Source organism: Robinsoniella sp. (assembly GCF_034124845.1).
In genome coordinates this window covers 34,989-49,778 of the sequence record NZ_JAWYAJ010000043.1, presented here as the reverse complement: position 1 = coordinate 49,778, position 14,790 = coordinate 34,989, and the positions used below count along the sequence as shown (strand labels likewise).

Genomic DNA, 14,790 nt, shown 5'->3' with positions numbered 1-14,790 from the left:
CAGATACTACAGAACATATATTTCCTTCATTTTTTTGAGTTACCACTTTAGTATATGCGTCATATGACGATATGCTTGATTGCTTAAAGTAAACATTTCTTGCTGGATGTTGATTGCTTTCATATATTACATCTGGATCTTCTATGGTATCTTTCACAGCATTAAGGTTGTTAGACATAATCGCATGTCCTGATGTTATATGCCCTGTCCAGGTGGTATCGGAGCATATAACTTTATCGCCTAATATGTCTACAGTTTCTATAACGTTCCCCATATTACTGCCTGCTATACATTCTTAAAGTTTGGGATAGATCCGTACTCTTTCTCGTATGAGTCTAAATTCCCTTCCAGCAATGTTTTCATAGCTTTAGCCATCTGCGGGCTCATTCTAATTATTATTTCATTATCTACATCTTTGTGTTGACTACTATCCTTGCCCTCGTATATAAATTCTCTTTTAAATTGCAAACAGAAATCAAAAAAAGTGTTGCTGATTGTTAATCCATTTGCATATACTTCGTTTCTTACCTCTTTGTTATCATCGGTGTTTGCTGCTGCTGAAACTTCATTTTTGTTCTCCATATACTTATCCTCCACGCATTTTTTTCTTAATTATAACCTATATTCTTTTTCTATTCAACTAAAAGAACCTGCGCAAGGCTGTTTAAAATATAGCAAGAACAAACATCCGTCATTAAGCCCTTATAATATATTTTTCCGCAATAAACCCGGAATACTTCTTATCTATTAGAATCTGGTACCAACCGGATTCTTTATTTATAACATCCACCAGATTGTCTTTATTTAATGTCTGGTATGGACCTGCAATATTACCATAATTAATCCCTGGTCCTTTCCGGACATTTACACCGTCTCCTATGCACTTTCCAACCCAGATAGAATTGCCTGTTCCTTTGACAATGGCATCGAAGCCCGCACTCTTGATCTGTCTTACTAACATATCTGCATTCTTTTTATTAGAAAATGAGCCGCACTGAACTTTATATTGTCCTGCTTCTTCTTTTATGATGGCATCGTATCCATTACTTTTAAGTGCCGTTACCTGCTTTTCTGCATTTGCTTTGTTGCTGTAACTGCCAGCCTGCACTTTATACGTACCGGTTTGCTCCGGTTCTGGTTGTGGCGTTGGTGCCGGTTTAGGCTGTTCTTCTTTTATACCTGTAATAGCCTCCATAATATTTAATATCTTGCCGCCATATCCGCTACCTGCAGCCCATCCTTTGCCTTTTGGATTCTCCTGGATGCCCAGCCACTCTACATACTCAGCACAACCCCTTTCTACAAAGTTAAATCTTGGGTCTACACATTCTTTCTTTAAAGGATCTGTGCAGGCATAAGCTTTAAGGTGTTGGATCTGCGCCCTGATACCAGTCTTTGTGTTGGGGAAGGAATTGCCTTTCATGCCGTTTTGAGTCACACCCATCCCGCAGAAATTGTTCTGATCCAGGGTGACGGCGCTGTCTTTAAAAGTAAAATTTCCGGTTTCCAGGCAGCTTTGTGCAAATGCAATATCTCCGCGGATTCCTTCAGCCTTGCCTTCCTGGATGTACTGCGGAACCATATCAAGAACGGATTGTGCCACGATGGGATTTTTGGATTGAATATATTTTTGCATCTGCTCTGCTGTAGCCGTAGCTTTACCAGTAATCTTTGTGCCGGTTGTCGCTGTGCTTCCGGAAATCTTCTTTTTAAATGCATGCCATGCAGATTCATTCAGGACATAAGGATTGGGGCAGATCTTCCCGTTTACATCATAGTGGCGAATAACCCGGTCAACTGGAATCCCATATTTTTGCATTAGCATCTTTGTTAACTCTATGGTTGCTTTTACTGTAGCATCTTCGTAATACCAATCCTGGTCATTGGCATTCATTGTGGCAGTACTCCGTTTCCGGACGCACATCTCTATGTTTAAAGTATTGTAATTATTTGCCTTGCCGTAGAATGCTCCGCCGCCGCTTCCCTGTCTGCCCCCTCCTACGCTCCATGCTCCGTTGCTGTCTTCCACGCTCTGCCAGACCTCTCCCGAAAATCCTACATAGTAATGTGCACTGGCTCCAACATCTCCGCTAGCATAGTAAGTACAGTTTGCTTCTGCTCCACCCAGGGCGCCGACATAGTGTATAACAATGTATTGTATTCCCTGACCATTTCTACCGTTGTAGTGGTTATAAGGTGTGATTTTCTTATTTATCTGCATAATGTTACCTATCCTTTCTAAAAAGAAAAGAGAGCGATTTACTCGCCCTCCGTGATTTCCGGTAATCCTGCTACCGATGTTAATACCGACAATACCCCAGCCAATGCCGCTGTAGATCCAACCATTACCCAGTTAACATCTCCCATTGCTGCCGTTGTACCAATGCTGGCAATTGCCGCCTGTGCTACCGTTTTAATTGCTCTAACTGCCGCTGCTTTTAACCAATTCTTTGTAATTTTACCCATTTTAAATCCTCTCTTTCTATAAATATTGGACTGCCATGAAGATCAGCCCAGTTGCCAGTGCCCCAGATATAACAGAAACTATGGTTGTAAATGCTGTCTTCTTTGCACTATTCCAACGCTCTGCCGGTTCGTTTTCCAGCTTCTGCAGCCGGTCTCCCTGCTTTTTCTGTTCTTCCATCATCGTTTTCATGTTTAGCGCTAATTCCTTAACTGACATTGCCAGTTCCTGTATACACTTTTGCTGCGCTTCCAAATCTGCCACACGGGCTTTTAAAGATCTGCTATCCTTTCCAAGCTCCGCTATTTTTACTGCCACTTCTTCATCATTCATTCTCGTCCCTCTCCTTGTGCCATTATTTTTGTGCATAATAAAAAGACCTTTCGGTCCTGCTCGTGCTTCCATATGCCCTCCTTATTTCTCCGAGAAAATGAATTCTTTTTCTTCTATGGTAATCCAACCTTTTGCCAATGCTTTTTCTACAACCGCTACATCTTTTGTATTACCATAAATTCTTTTAATTGTATAAAACATACACATGCCCTCCTACATTCCTAAGATTTCTAAGGTTAAAGTGTCAACAGTTTCTTCCAAAGACTTTATTCTCTCTTCTGTCTCGTTCGGCTTAATTAGCTCGATCCGGATCAAATCACCGAGTACTGGTGTAACTTCACCTGTCTCTGTGATATTTGTATCAATTTCAGCTTCTTTTCGCTTCTCAATATCAACAAGCTTAGTATATCCTGTATAAAGCTGCAGCTCTTCTTCATCCTGCGCTGACAGCCTATAGATTTTTTTTGTATTCTCAGGGTTAAATGCTGTTTCTACCTCAGTTAATGTAGCATTACCGGGCAAAATAAAGAACACAATCTTTTCCGGTGTGCTGTCTACTCCACAGGTAATAAGTTCAAAAGTTTCATTATTAATTAATTTGATTTTTTCCATATTATCATCCTTTCTTTAATTAAGGCTCACCCTCTCTGGCGTGTGATTTAAACCCGATACGTCTACCTACGGGTACCATATTTTTTAATATTTATTTTTAGAAGGCTATTATGATGCTTCCGACAAGCCACTCGTTTGCAGCAATTGCTTTGTTGGTAAGCACTAAGACATCCCCGTTCGACTCCGCTTTTATTGTTGTATTATAATTTGCATTATCATAGTTTCCATAAAATGTATGCTTCGGTCGTGTTCCAGCCGGCAGAGCTATAAGTTTATGCCATACATTTAATGGTAAGGGGGATTTTGCCTGCAATGCAATTGTTACTATAAGAATTTTACCTACTTTATCAGTTATTACATTACCGGAAATATACCAGGGATTATACATTCTGTCGAAGTTGTATGTGGTAGTCAAATTCGTGTTTATCTCATTGATCGCCCCTACGATCTCTTTACTTGTCGTGTTCAAGTTCGCCGCTGTGCCTACCCCAAGTTTAGATTTAATGCTGGTAAGCAAAGTTGCAAATGTTATTTTCTTAGTTTTACTCGTATCCTGTATGACCATCAGATCCGCATCGCTCGCCGTGGTGGCCTGCGTCAGGTCCGCTATTTTTCTTGTTGCCATGCTATTCCTCCTTACAAATTAATATATAACCATCAGTATCAACCAGAGAATAGTCATCCATCGTAGTAATTTTAAATATCTCCGGAACTATTCCAACGGCTAATTTATACTGTTGTCCGGTATTAACCGGGTTTGGGCTTATGCTTACATCGTTTATAACAATATTTGCTACTGCCATTACGATACCACCACCCTTACCGGTTCAATCCAGGTTTCATCACCTATCAGATAAATGTATTTTAGTGTATACATTCCCGCAGTCAGTGGGCATATATAAGCATCTATGACATGGTCATCTACTACACATCTGCCTTCTGCTTCCAAAGATTCATCCTCTGATAGAAGTTCATAAGTGGCATTCCGGATCAGAAATTCCCCGCCTGCTTCAGATGTTATCTCAATCTGCACATGCCGTTCTTCTCCGATATCAAACTTTACTTTAAGCATCCGCCCACCCCCTTTTCGTTTAGAATTCTGCTACCGTAATATGTTTTTGCGGGCAATATAGCCTTATATGGAATTGGCTTTAAAATGACTGTCTTCTTAGAAGCATCATACATAAAGAAGATTCTGGTCATAAATGTTTCATTGCCAGCTTCATCAGCTGCATACAGCTCTAAAATATATGTGCAGTCCTCATCTCCAGGGACCTGTACTTGCCACAGATCCCCTTCCATGCGTTCAAATACGATTTCTATTTGATCAACTTTTCCTATCAAGCGTTTTACTGCCATAGGATCACCGCCTAATCCGTAACTTCTACAGAAATAATATAAGTTGTTCCAGCGTCTACCGGGTTTGGCGTAATCGTTACAGACTTGATAGTCGGCGCTACCTGATCCAATGTAACTGTTCTGGTAACTGTACTGGATTTCCCTGCAGTATCCGTTGACACAACTGTAATTGTATTGCTTCCCGCAACAAGTGTTAATGCTTTTGAAAATGTACCATCTGCGTTAACTGTAACGGCTTCCGCTGCGCCGGCATTCAGTTTTACTGTTACTGTACATGGACTGGAAGTTGCATCGTTAGTAACTCCGGTCACCGTGCATGCTGCCTGGTTTGTAATTAAGTTATCCACCGGTGCTGTTACGGACAGTGTTGGTGGAACTGTATCTACAACGAAAGTAACGGTTTTCTGTACTGCAGGATTCCCGTCGAAATCAGAGGCATCCACTTTAATTGTGTTGCTACCCTCTGCGAGAGCTGTAACGGGAACGTAACTGCAGGTGTAATTCTTGCCGTTTTGCGTCTTAGTAATGCCGGATGTAATAACATTGGATCCAATGGTAATTTTAATTGTATCTGGATTAACACCGGAGTCAGCATCTGTTATCGTAAATGCAATGGTCGGCTTATTATTGGTAATCCGTGCGCCTGCCGTAGGTGCTGTAATTGTAATTACCGGTGCCACCTTTTCTTTTACTTTTAACTTAAGGCTTTCACCCAGTGTTGCATCTGTGTCTGCCTTAGTTGTTACGTTTCCTGCCTCATCCGTAGCTTTTACAGTAACTGGGTAATAGTGCCCAGCATTTACATTGTAAGATGACCCAGAGGGCGCTGTAATGGTTGCTTCGTACTTTTTAGAAGTACTATTATAAGTAAGCGTATGGGTTTGGCCATTTATAATGGCCTGAACTGTTTTTACTGCCATGTCTTTTCCTCCATTTAAATAACGCCCAAGGCTCCCTGGACGTCTGATTTTAGCGTTTCTATATCTTTTTTTGCCTGCGCAAGATCTGCAAGGATACTGGCTGCACCGCCGCTTTCTAATTGCTTTAACAGCTCCTGCAGGGCGGCAAATTGCTCATTGGTGCTGTTTAACAAGGCTTTCATGTCTTCTATGGTGGCAAGCTGTTTTACTTCGCCTGCCGCAAAAGTTGCAAATACTTTCTTGGTATCCAGCATTACTGCAAATTCACCAGGGCGCATTTTAGAAGGATCGAAGTCTTTTTCATTCCCTCGCCGTATTAGAATAATCATCTGTTCCCCTCCAATAATTTGTCTAACTTTTTTTCGATTCTTTCCAAACGTTCATAATGGCTATTTACCGCCGAAACAAGTAGTGGAATTATCTCTATATAAGAAACACCCTTGTATCCTTCCCCGCCTTCCGAAACTATGCCGTATTCGTCCCCGAATACTTTTTGCACATTATCTGCATTTAAACCCATATGCAATTTTTTGTCTTCTCCATCTTTCCACCGAAAGATGATGGTTTCAAGCTTGCTAAGGGTTTTTTCTGCATCTGTAATATGCGATTCAATATCTTTAAGCCTTGGATCAGAGTCATTAATAATTCCCCCAGCTTTTATGCTACCCTCCACATAAAGATCGCTAAATATTGCAACATGTTTATAAAATGATGATTCACAATAACATTGCATATCCCTTTCTTTAAAATCTAGCCAAAAAATGGTATCTAATTCTATTCCAGGACCCCTGTTTTTGGCTATGAATATTTCGCGTGAATCATACGATGCCGAAATATCATTAAAAGTATCATATACAGATAGCCCATAGCTTTGTAGTGCCTCACCCGGATTTTCTTCTATGTTCCCCCTAATGGTAATTCCTGCGCTGCCTAGTGTTAAAGTCACATTTTTGTTTTTAGTTTGAGAACATAACCACCCATCGTTACTTATTTCAAGAGTACCTGATGTATTTTTGAATGTAGAACCAGTTATTGTAGATCCTTCTATATCAATACTTTTTATCCTGCCTGCTTCGATCCAATCTGCGTTAATACCTATAGCCTGAATGACATTCAAAACAGCATTTCCATATTTATCGAATCCACTTTCAAAATTTGCTCCTCCGTCAAGGCTTATAAAAAAACCATCTATGGATCTTTTGTAAACAACCTCACTGTCTTTCATTTCGGGCTTGTCGTGCATGTACTTTATCATGCTTCCGTCATCTTCTCTAGTAATTGTCTCGTAGTATCCAAGAGAGTTTAGTGCCAGGCTATTAAGTTGTTGCACTGCGATATCATATGCTGATATCTCTTTTTTAGCTTCCTCTCTGGCTTTTATTGCCGCCTTAGTTATTTGATCATATTTCTGGGATGAATTTCTGGCGGGTGTCTCGGCATCGCACGAAAGGCTTTCATATCCCCCCATCGTATATGATAAATTTGTAATATAGCAATAGTATGAATTATTTTTACGGTCAGTTACAATGGCACAGTCACCTGCCTCAATAGATGGATCAGAAAGGCAGCTTGTATCCAGTGGTCGGAATTTCATACCTCTTATTTTTGCTCCTAGATAATTAGCTACTGATAGAGCTTTGCCGTATTCAATTAGAGGATTGCTATCAATTTTGAGCACATATCCTTCGCTTCCATTTAACATTGTCTCTCCAGGCAGTGTTTCGCCTACAGCATTTTTACCGTCTGTTGCTGTTACACTAATACCTGTTATTACCACATCGTCTACTGCTATTTTCAGGGAAGACATACTATAAACATGATGATATGGTTGTTTATCCGAAAACTCCCCACCGTCTGCAGAATCACCCGAATTATAATTTATAAAGTTTCCGCCATCTACATTTGTCCCGTTGTAATCTACCAGATTCCCTCCATCCAACTCATTTAATGCAGGAAATACAGCCGTGTTAAACCACTTAAGCTCCAAGCGCCCATCAGCATTACATCTGGCATAACATCCGGCTATCTGGGCGCAGTAAGCAAGTATCTCCCTGTATGTTACCTGTGGGTTTTCTCCAAACGGGGACTTTTCTATACGGTAGGTGTAATTGTCAAATCGAGTTGTATTCAATATGACCCCGCATTTACTGCAGCAATAATTTACAATAGTCTGCAGATTGGCCGGGAAGCTTAATTTACCATCATATTGCTTATCAAATTTGGTCATATTGTCCAGGCATTCCAGGGTGATAATACTTTGAGTCGATGTTGGATCATCTGCGTTAAATATGCCTTTCTTAAGCCATTCAATGCGACTCTCCAGTTGTAGTCCTACAAACACCGTAACTATTGCGTCTGTAAAATTATAGTCGCTGTATTCGTCTTGCATGTTGTTTATATTCAGTGTAAGCTTCCCGATCACTGCAGATCCGATGACAAAGCTTCCCGGACTGCTTACACCGTCATCTATTTTCACCCCGCCCTGCATGATCTGGCTTCCTGACAGCTCTAAGACTGTACCATTGGAAAGTAATATATTTACTTTTGGTATGAATGAGCGTTTATCTTCATACAGGGCTTTTCTATATTCTAAACTTGTATTAACCATTCCTTTACCTTTCTATCAGATCAAAAGATAAGGACGTGTACCGCTTATAATTTACGGTCCACGCCCTTATGGGTGCTGTCCTGTCCCCTACATAAAATGTGCGGATCTCATTTGTTCCACTCATTGCGTCTGGATAAGTTACCTGTATATATTCTGGGTTCACTGCCTGCAGGATGGAGGCTGTCTCCTGTGGCGTTGGATTTACCCAGCTTACAGAAATCTTTCGCTTCTGTCCTACCCGGTTTTTATGCATGATCGTATCTTCTGTACGTCCTGCCTCGGATGTCGATATGTCCTGCAGACCCCAGGTGAATGTGGTAGGGTCTTTTACATCTGCCCCATTTATTTCTAACATTGCCAATAACACCACCTCCGTTTTGGGCAATAAGAAACCCACCTACAGGTGTAAGTGGGTGTAAATTCTTCGTAGATCAATTGTTTAATTCAATACTAACAGCTTTTACTGAAGGTATACTTTCTTTCGTTTTAGTTAATGCTCTCGTTACCTCAGTTACTCCATTAAACTCTCCATAAATAGTTACTATGTCATCTGTTATAATATTACTCTCTTTATATGCCTCTGAATGCTCCACTAAATATTCATTACCAAGCCACATATCCAGATCATCATTTTCGTTGCATCTATAATATGGCTCTCCATTGAATATCCCTCCGTCCATCTCCTGATTTATTTTGACATTCAATTTAATTTTCGCCCCTAAATAATCATCTGGATTTCTTCTAAGCTCATCATAATTGTAAGTTTTGCACTCAGATATAAATTGATCTACTTCTATTTTTCTTTTTTCCTGCTCAGATTGCGCCTCATTAGCTTTAACTTCATCATAATCTTCTTTTTGCTTTTTATAAATTTTTTTAGATGATTTTCCATAGCTTTCAACAATTGCTTCTTTCAAATAAAGATATCCTAAAACTTTGCTGTCAACTCTCCCTGTTACCGAAACATATTTTCCTTTTTCCGTTTTGTATGGTGAGGACAAATCGATTGATATCATCCCTGTAAATCCGTCTATTCCCTTTTTTATGCTAAAACTGCTATCATTACTGACATAATCAATAGGACCTGATATTGTAACATATTTATCTATATAATCTTCATAGTTATTGTAAAGATCTAAGTAAAATATATCTATTGCGAAAACCGATTCTGGCGCTGGCTCATCAGCACTATTTTTTGATTGTGTATCAATTTTTGCCATAGTAGTCTCGGTCTCAATAGTAATACCATTCCCATCTGCTGCTATTTCTTTATCATCGTTTATTATATTGGACATTACGCCAAAAAACACAAATAATATAATTGTAAATATAATTGGTTTTAAATATCGTCCTTTTTTTTGCTTTGTATTTGAGTAATGATTACTTTTATTTGAATCAGAAAAAAACTGGTTAGATTTATTCTGATGTTCATCTTTATACGATGACAATCTCATCCCACAGCTTTCACAATATTCATCTGTTCCATTTACTGGATCACCACAATATGGGCATTTATTTAATTGGTTCTTGTTCATATTTATATCTTTATTGATAGGATATCCGCAACCAGGACACGAATCAGCTTTATCGGATATTTTCCACCCACACTCTGGGCATTTTACTAATGCCATATAACCACTCCCTCTATACGTTTTTCTAAATTATACCAAACGTATAGAGGAAAGTAAACTATATTGTGGCAATCACCTCATACCGGTTCTCATATTTCTGTTTTCCTTTTCGCACAATTTTATAGAATGTCTCTGAGTCTGTCATAAGAGTAAATTCAATTACTGGTGCTTCACCACTTTTATTGGAGCTTCCACCCATAACAGCAGCCACTTCCATCATTCCATCAACTACTGCGGCCTTAATGCCTTGCGCAATCTGTTTATTATTGGCAACAACATTTCTGTTACCCATTTTACCAATCATTTCAGGCCCCGCTTCATTGGCTATGAACATCTCTCCGTTTGCCGGGAAGCCGCCTCTAGCATACCAATTTACATTAAAATTAGGTGTTGAAAAACTTAACCCGCCAATTGAGTGTTCGTCCCATCCTATTTCTAAATGTGGCAATGGTATAGATAGAGACCCGAAACCATCTATGAAGGATTGTATTGCACCTTTACCGATGTTATTTAAACTGCCTATCCCCTTCGAGATTAAGTCAGGAATGCCAGATACAACCGTAGTTAAAGAATCCTTTTTATCGTCAATACCATCTTTTATGCCGCCTATAATATCTTTGCCTTTTTGGGTAACTTTATCAAATACATTTCCTATGGAAGAAAATACATTGTCTTTTAGTCTGGTTACATGAGATAAAAGACCGTTTTGCTTACTATTCTCATATCCTTGCTTAATACCTTCAATAATATTTTTTCCCTTGCTAAGAACCTTATCCTTTATATTCCCAATTGACGAAAACACATCATCTTTAATCTTTACGACCTTGGATAAAAGTCCTGATTCTTTACTTTCTTCATATCCATTTTTTATGCCGTCTATGATATCCTTTCCCTTTTGTAATACTTTATCTTTAATGTTTCCTATTGCATCAAAAACTTTTCCGGGTAGTGTAGTGCAAAAGTCTATTACATCAGATATTTTTCCTTTCAGACCTTCTAAAACTCCAAGCGCAATATTGTTTCCTATTGGTTCCATTTTTTTAGCTGGGGAATGTATCCCAAAAGTATCACAAAATGCATCCCACAAACCTTTAAAAAAGTCACCTATTGGCTCCAGAAGAAAACTTGCAGCACCTGCAAAACCATTACCTATACCTAATACAATATTTTTAGCTATATCCTTCCAATCGTCTGCGTTAAATGCCGCATCAAATCTTTTTTTTGCTTCTTCGAAGAAGCCTTTTGTCATATCAAAATTAAATATACCATCAACCCACGAGAATAAAAGTCCTTTCCAATCAAAATCGCTTATTTTTTTTACCAGGCTTTCCCACAAGCCTTTCCAGTCAATATCCATTCCACTTAACGCGCCTATAATACCTCCAATAATTGCGCCGGCAATATTTCCAGCTCCCGGAAAAACTGACCCCGCAACAAATCCTAACGAAGCATAACCTAATGAACTACTCAAAACTTTGTACAAACGATCCGGAAGACCAGCTTTCAAAATATCGCTCAAGTTATCCATTAAATCATTCATCATTTTTTGAAACGCCGGACTAGACAAATTGACTCTTCCAAAGTTCTCCAGTCCTCCCAACAATGAGGATAAATCTAACGATTTTAAATTCGTAAAGTTCATTCCTGTTAATGATCCTAAAAAACTTTTTAACTTATTCATTACTTTTTTTGATTTGTTTAATAAAAAAAACGATCCGGCTAACACTCCAAAATCTTCTCCAAGTTCTTTTAATGTAAGTGGATCAATAGAACCCAGGGCGTCACCTAATGCGTTAATAGCCACCGCTATTCCATTCATAGCAGCTGCCCCAACTACTGTCAGTGCTTCATAAAATTCCACAAGCCCTTCGCCCACACCTTCCGCAAATGGTTCGATTGCTTTCCAAACCTTTTTTAATCCTTCATTCAAAAGATCCCAGTTAATATTTGCAATCATATCCTTGGTTGCATCTATAAACCTTGGTAGCCCTTCGTTCATACTCCATTTTGCTAATGGTTTCAAAAAGTTCTCGTAAAAATCCATTAACCCCGTCCAAACAAACTGAGCCGGTTTCTGCAACTCAGTAAACAAATCAGACAGTGATTTATTAAGCTTTTTCCAATCTATTTCATTTAATAAATCGTTTGTTATATTCAGGAATCTGGGCAATCCTTGTTCTCCCAGCATCCACTTCCCCATAGGTTTCAGGAAGTTTTCCCAAAAATCCTTTATCGCTGTCCATGTAAAGTTTGCCAGCTTGGATAGCCCCTCATCCCACAGTCTTTTTAATGCTTTTGTAGTTGGCTCTGCAGCTTCTTTTACTCCTTTTAAGAAGTTTTTTACTGCATTCGCTGCCTTTTCTGCATTTTTATTTATATCTTCTAATTCCTCATTTACATCGGATAGGACACTTCCATCAAGGCCATCATATCCCGGTATTTCTGTACCGCCTCCTGATGGAGTATTTGTATCATCAAGCGGGCTTGAAAGCTTGTTGATCTGGTCGAATCCCATAAGCGCAAGCTGTATCTTTTTCGCCTGTTCTGCTCCATCTTTTAAATTTCCTGCAATATCTCCGGTGTTATCCGCCGCCTGCCCCGTGCTGTCTGCTAAATCGCTTCCGCCCCCGATATCTTGCTTTGGAACCGGGTTTGTGCTTTGCTGTGTGGACTTTCCAAATAGCGCAGCCGTAAATGCGGTAAATGCCTGGGCCGCTACCTGCAGGCGCTCTATAATCCCGTTTAAGATCTTTAATACTGGTGTAAGGGCATTAATTAACCCCTGCCCAATTGTAGCCCTTAACTGGTCAAACCGAAGCTGCAGGACACGCGTCTGGTTTGCCCATCCGTCGCTTGTACGGGCAAAATCCCCCTGGGCAATGCCTAACTGTGCCATAACAAATTGGTAACGCAGCATAACTTTTTCCTGTTCGGTCATCTTTGCCGTCGTTTTGCCAAATCCGTTATTAAGCGCATACTGGTCAAGTGCCGTCTGCGTCATAACTACGCCCAAATCTTTCAGGGATTCTGTCTCACCGGTAAAAATTGATTTTAGTTTTGTATATGATTCATCTGTAGACAGATTGTAAAAAGATGCCACATCACCGGTCAATCCGGTAATCGCCGCTGACATGTCGTAAGCCTGCTGTGTATTCATTCCGAACGCCTTTGCCATAGCGCCGTAAGTACCCATGTACTTCTTAGCGGTCAGTTCCGATAATCCAAACTGTGCTATGGCATTCTTGGCAAACTTATCCACCTCTGAACTCATGCTGCCAAACGTAACATCTACAACATTCTGCACTTCCGCAAGATCCGATCCCAGATCAATGCAGGATTTTGCGAACGAAGTAATAGCGCCGATGCTTACCGCACCAAGCGCCATTTTTATTGCAGAACCTACTTTGCTAAATGCCTTTGACATCTTTGCTGTTTCTCGCTCTACCCGGTCCGTAGCCTGCGCTGTAGCCGTTCTTACCCTGTCTAATTCCTCTCGATACGGTCTTGTAGTAGCCTCTATAACCACGCGTAAAGTCTCTAATGTTTCTCCACCGCCTATGCCGTCCACCTCCTTCCCTGCTATTTTTTAAATCTGCTGTTGTGGCTGAGTGCAAAATCAACCATCTTAGCCTTGTATAGTTCCATTCCGGTTTTATTCAGGGATGCTTCATACTGCTTTCTTTCCTCTTCGAACAAGCCAGGGTACCAGTCCCAGGCGTTTGGAATTTTAACATCCTTATCCATCATCTTGTACACATGAATCCCGATCAGCCCCGCAAGTTCAAAGTCCCTCGTTATCTTATCCTTTATTTCCTGCCGGTTTACCCTGGATCGGCTCTCTATTAAGTCGATAATCTCTCCATAGGACAGATCCCAGAATGTTTCTATAGATATGCCCAGATCCAGTGCAACCGGATAAACACTGTATATTAACTCTGTCAGTGTGGTTTTTACAGGAGTTCCTTGACATTCTCCAGGCTTTCTTCCATGATCTCCACCTGATTCCTCGTAAAAAAACCGGATACCTTCAGGATTTCCATAATGACATCTGTAAATAAAGTTAGCTGTGTACCGCCCTCTTCCACGTACTGGTCATAAAGGTTCTGTACATCCGCAATCTTCATCTTGTGGTTCATGCTCTGTAACGCCCCTTGGATTGCTATGAGCATTATATGAAGCGGCGGCTTTCCCTTAGTCAGTGCTTCAAACAGGTCAATATTCATTTTTGCTTCAATCTGGCATATTTCCGTGGATTTAAGCTTAAGCCTGTAGTCTTCTCCGCCTACGGTCCAGACTACAAACGGTTTTCTCTTTGGTTTCATTTCTACAACATCACATTTGACGGGATTTTCTTCTTTTACTTCTTCCTTAATCTCTTCATCTATTCCATTAAATTCCATTTTTTATCATCCTCCTGAGTTATTTGCTTGATAAGTTTGCCGGGGCTGCTGTTGGATCAACTACGGTAATCTTGCTCTGCAGAGCCAGACTAAGTGTAAATTCCATTGCTGCATTCACACCGCCACCACCAAGTTTTACACTGCACTGCGCCTCAAAATCAAATTTGGTTCCATCCGGTAAAGCCTGTTCAAATGGGACTTTTTTCTTGGCATCCGCAAGCGCTCTAAGTTTTCGGTAGGAAGAGTTCGCTGTATTGTCATAAATAAATTTATACGACAGATCGCCTGCATCCCCGATACCCATTTCATATTGCTTTATTTCTGCGGATAAAGGCGTGTTTTCTACTTTCTCCGGATCCACTCCTAATTCCGGTACCTCCTTAAGTCCTGTTAAATCTGTATATGTGTTTCCTGAACTTGTTTCCTTATATCCTAATGTAATTCCATTTGCTAACATAATATC

General features: G+C 40.1%; 19 protein-coding genes. All 19 read right to left on the bottom strand.

Features of this window, described 5'->3' with window-relative positions; all coding sequences use genetic code 11:
• A partial coding sequence (locus ACH2DQ_RS02370; RefSeq protein WP_395025433.1) for a hypothetical protein occupies positions 1-274 on the bottom strand: 274 nt, incomplete at its 3' end.
• 11 nt (positions 275-285) lie between these two features.
• On the bottom strand, positions 286-582 hold the full coding sequence (locus ACH2DQ_RS02365) for a DUF3467 domain-containing protein (protein WP_395025431.1): 297 nt from the start codon (positions 580-582) through the stop codon (positions 286-288).
• 112 nt (positions 583-694) lie between these two features.
• Positions 695-2,221, bottom strand: a complete 1,527-nt coding sequence (locus tag ACH2DQ_RS02360) for an N-acetylmuramoyl-L-alanine amidase (protein WP_395025429.1) — start codon at positions 2,219-2,221, stop codon at positions 695-697.
• A 38-nt stretch (positions 2,222-2,259) separates the two neighbouring features.
• Positions 2,260-2,466 carry a holin gene (locus tag ACH2DQ_RS02355; protein WP_395025427.1) on the bottom strand — a complete coding sequence of 69 codons (207 nt, stop codon included), beginning with the start codon at positions 2,464-2,466 and terminating at the stop codon, positions 2,260-2,262.
• A gap of 16 nt (positions 2,467-2,482) precedes the next feature.
• A complete protein-coding gene (locus tag ACH2DQ_RS02350) occupies positions 2,483-2,869 on the bottom strand; it encodes a hypothetical protein (protein ID WP_395025425.1) in 387 nt (128 codons plus the stop codon).
• Between the two features lie 141 nt (positions 2,870-3,010).
• Entirely contained in the window at positions 3,011-3,409 is a 399-nt protein-coding gene (locus tag ACH2DQ_RS02345) for a hypothetical protein (RefSeq protein WP_395025423.1), read from the bottom strand.
• Between the two features lie 97 nt (positions 3,410-3,506).
• Positions 3,507-4,034 (bottom strand): hypothetical protein, encoded by a 528-nt coding sequence (locus ACH2DQ_RS02340; RefSeq protein ID WP_395025422.1) that lies wholly within the window; start codon positions 4,032-4,034, stop codon positions 3,507-3,509.
• Position 4,035: 1 nt separating this feature from the next.
• Positions 4,036-4,212 carry a hypothetical protein gene (locus ACH2DQ_RS02335; RefSeq protein WP_395025420.1) on the bottom strand — a complete coding sequence of 59 codons (177 nt, stop codon included), beginning with the start codon at positions 4,210-4,212 and terminating at the stop codon, positions 4,036-4,038.
• Positions 4,212-4,481, bottom strand: coding sequence for a hypothetical protein (locus ACH2DQ_RS02330; RefSeq protein WP_395025418.1), 270 nt, complete (start codon positions 4,479-4,481; stop codon positions 4,212-4,214). The genes ACH2DQ_RS02335 and ACH2DQ_RS02330 overlap by 1 nt, the downstream gene beginning before the upstream one ends.
• Positions 4,469-4,768: a PF13754 domain-containing protein gene (locus tag ACH2DQ_RS02325; protein WP_395025416.1), complete on the bottom strand. Its 300-nt coding sequence runs from the start codon at positions 4,766-4,768 to the stop codon at positions 4,469-4,471. The genes ACH2DQ_RS02330 and ACH2DQ_RS02325 overlap by 13 nt, the downstream gene beginning before the upstream one ends.
• Positions 4,769-4,779: 11 nt before the next feature.
• Positions 4,780-5,688, bottom strand: coding sequence for a hypothetical protein (locus tag ACH2DQ_RS02320; RefSeq protein ID WP_395025414.1), 909 nt, complete (start codon positions 5,686-5,688; stop codon positions 4,780-4,782).
• Between the two features lie 14 nt (positions 5,689-5,702).
• Entirely contained in the window at positions 5,703-6,017 is a 315-nt protein-coding gene (locus ACH2DQ_RS02315; protein WP_395025412.1) for a hypothetical protein, read from the bottom strand.
• The gene (locus ACH2DQ_RS02310; RefSeq protein WP_395025410.1) at positions 6,014-8,296 is read right to left on the bottom strand and encodes a tail fiber domain-containing protein; all 2,283 of its coding nucleotides are present in this window, start codon (positions 8,294-8,296) and stop codon (positions 6,014-6,016) included. The genes ACH2DQ_RS02315 and ACH2DQ_RS02310 overlap by 4 nt, the downstream gene beginning before the upstream one ends.
• Positions 8,297-8,300: 4 nt before the next feature.
• On the bottom strand, positions 8,301-8,681 hold the full coding sequence (locus tag ACH2DQ_RS02305; protein ID WP_395025408.1) for a DUF6711 family protein: 381 nt from the start codon (positions 8,679-8,681) through the stop codon (positions 8,301-8,303).
• A 46-nt stretch (positions 8,682-8,727) separates the two neighbouring features.
• A complete protein-coding gene (locus ACH2DQ_RS02300; protein WP_395025406.1) occupies positions 8,728-9,927 on the bottom strand; it encodes a zinc-ribbon domain-containing protein in 1,200 nt (399 codons plus the stop codon).
• Between the two features lie 58 nt (positions 9,928-9,985).
• Positions 9,986-13,495, bottom strand: a complete 3,510-nt coding sequence (locus ACH2DQ_RS02295) for a hypothetical protein (protein WP_395025404.1) — start codon at positions 13,493-13,495, stop codon at positions 9,986-9,988.
• A gap of 11 nt (positions 13,496-13,506) precedes the next feature.
• Entirely contained in the window at positions 13,507-13,674 is a 168-nt protein-coding gene (locus ACH2DQ_RS02290) for a hypothetical protein (RefSeq protein ID WP_395025402.1), read from the bottom strand.
• Between the two features lie 203 nt (positions 13,675-13,877).
• Complete coding sequence (locus ACH2DQ_RS02285; protein WP_395025400.1) at positions 13,878-14,327, bottom strand: DUF6096 family protein; 450 nt, start codon at positions 14,325-14,327, stop codon at positions 13,878-13,880.
• Between the two features lie 19 nt (positions 14,328-14,346).
• A complete protein-coding gene (locus ACH2DQ_RS02280; protein WP_395025399.1) occupies positions 14,347-14,784 on the bottom strand; it encodes a phage tail tube protein in 438 nt (145 codons plus the stop codon).
• Positions 14,785-14,790: the final 6 nt, after the last annotated feature.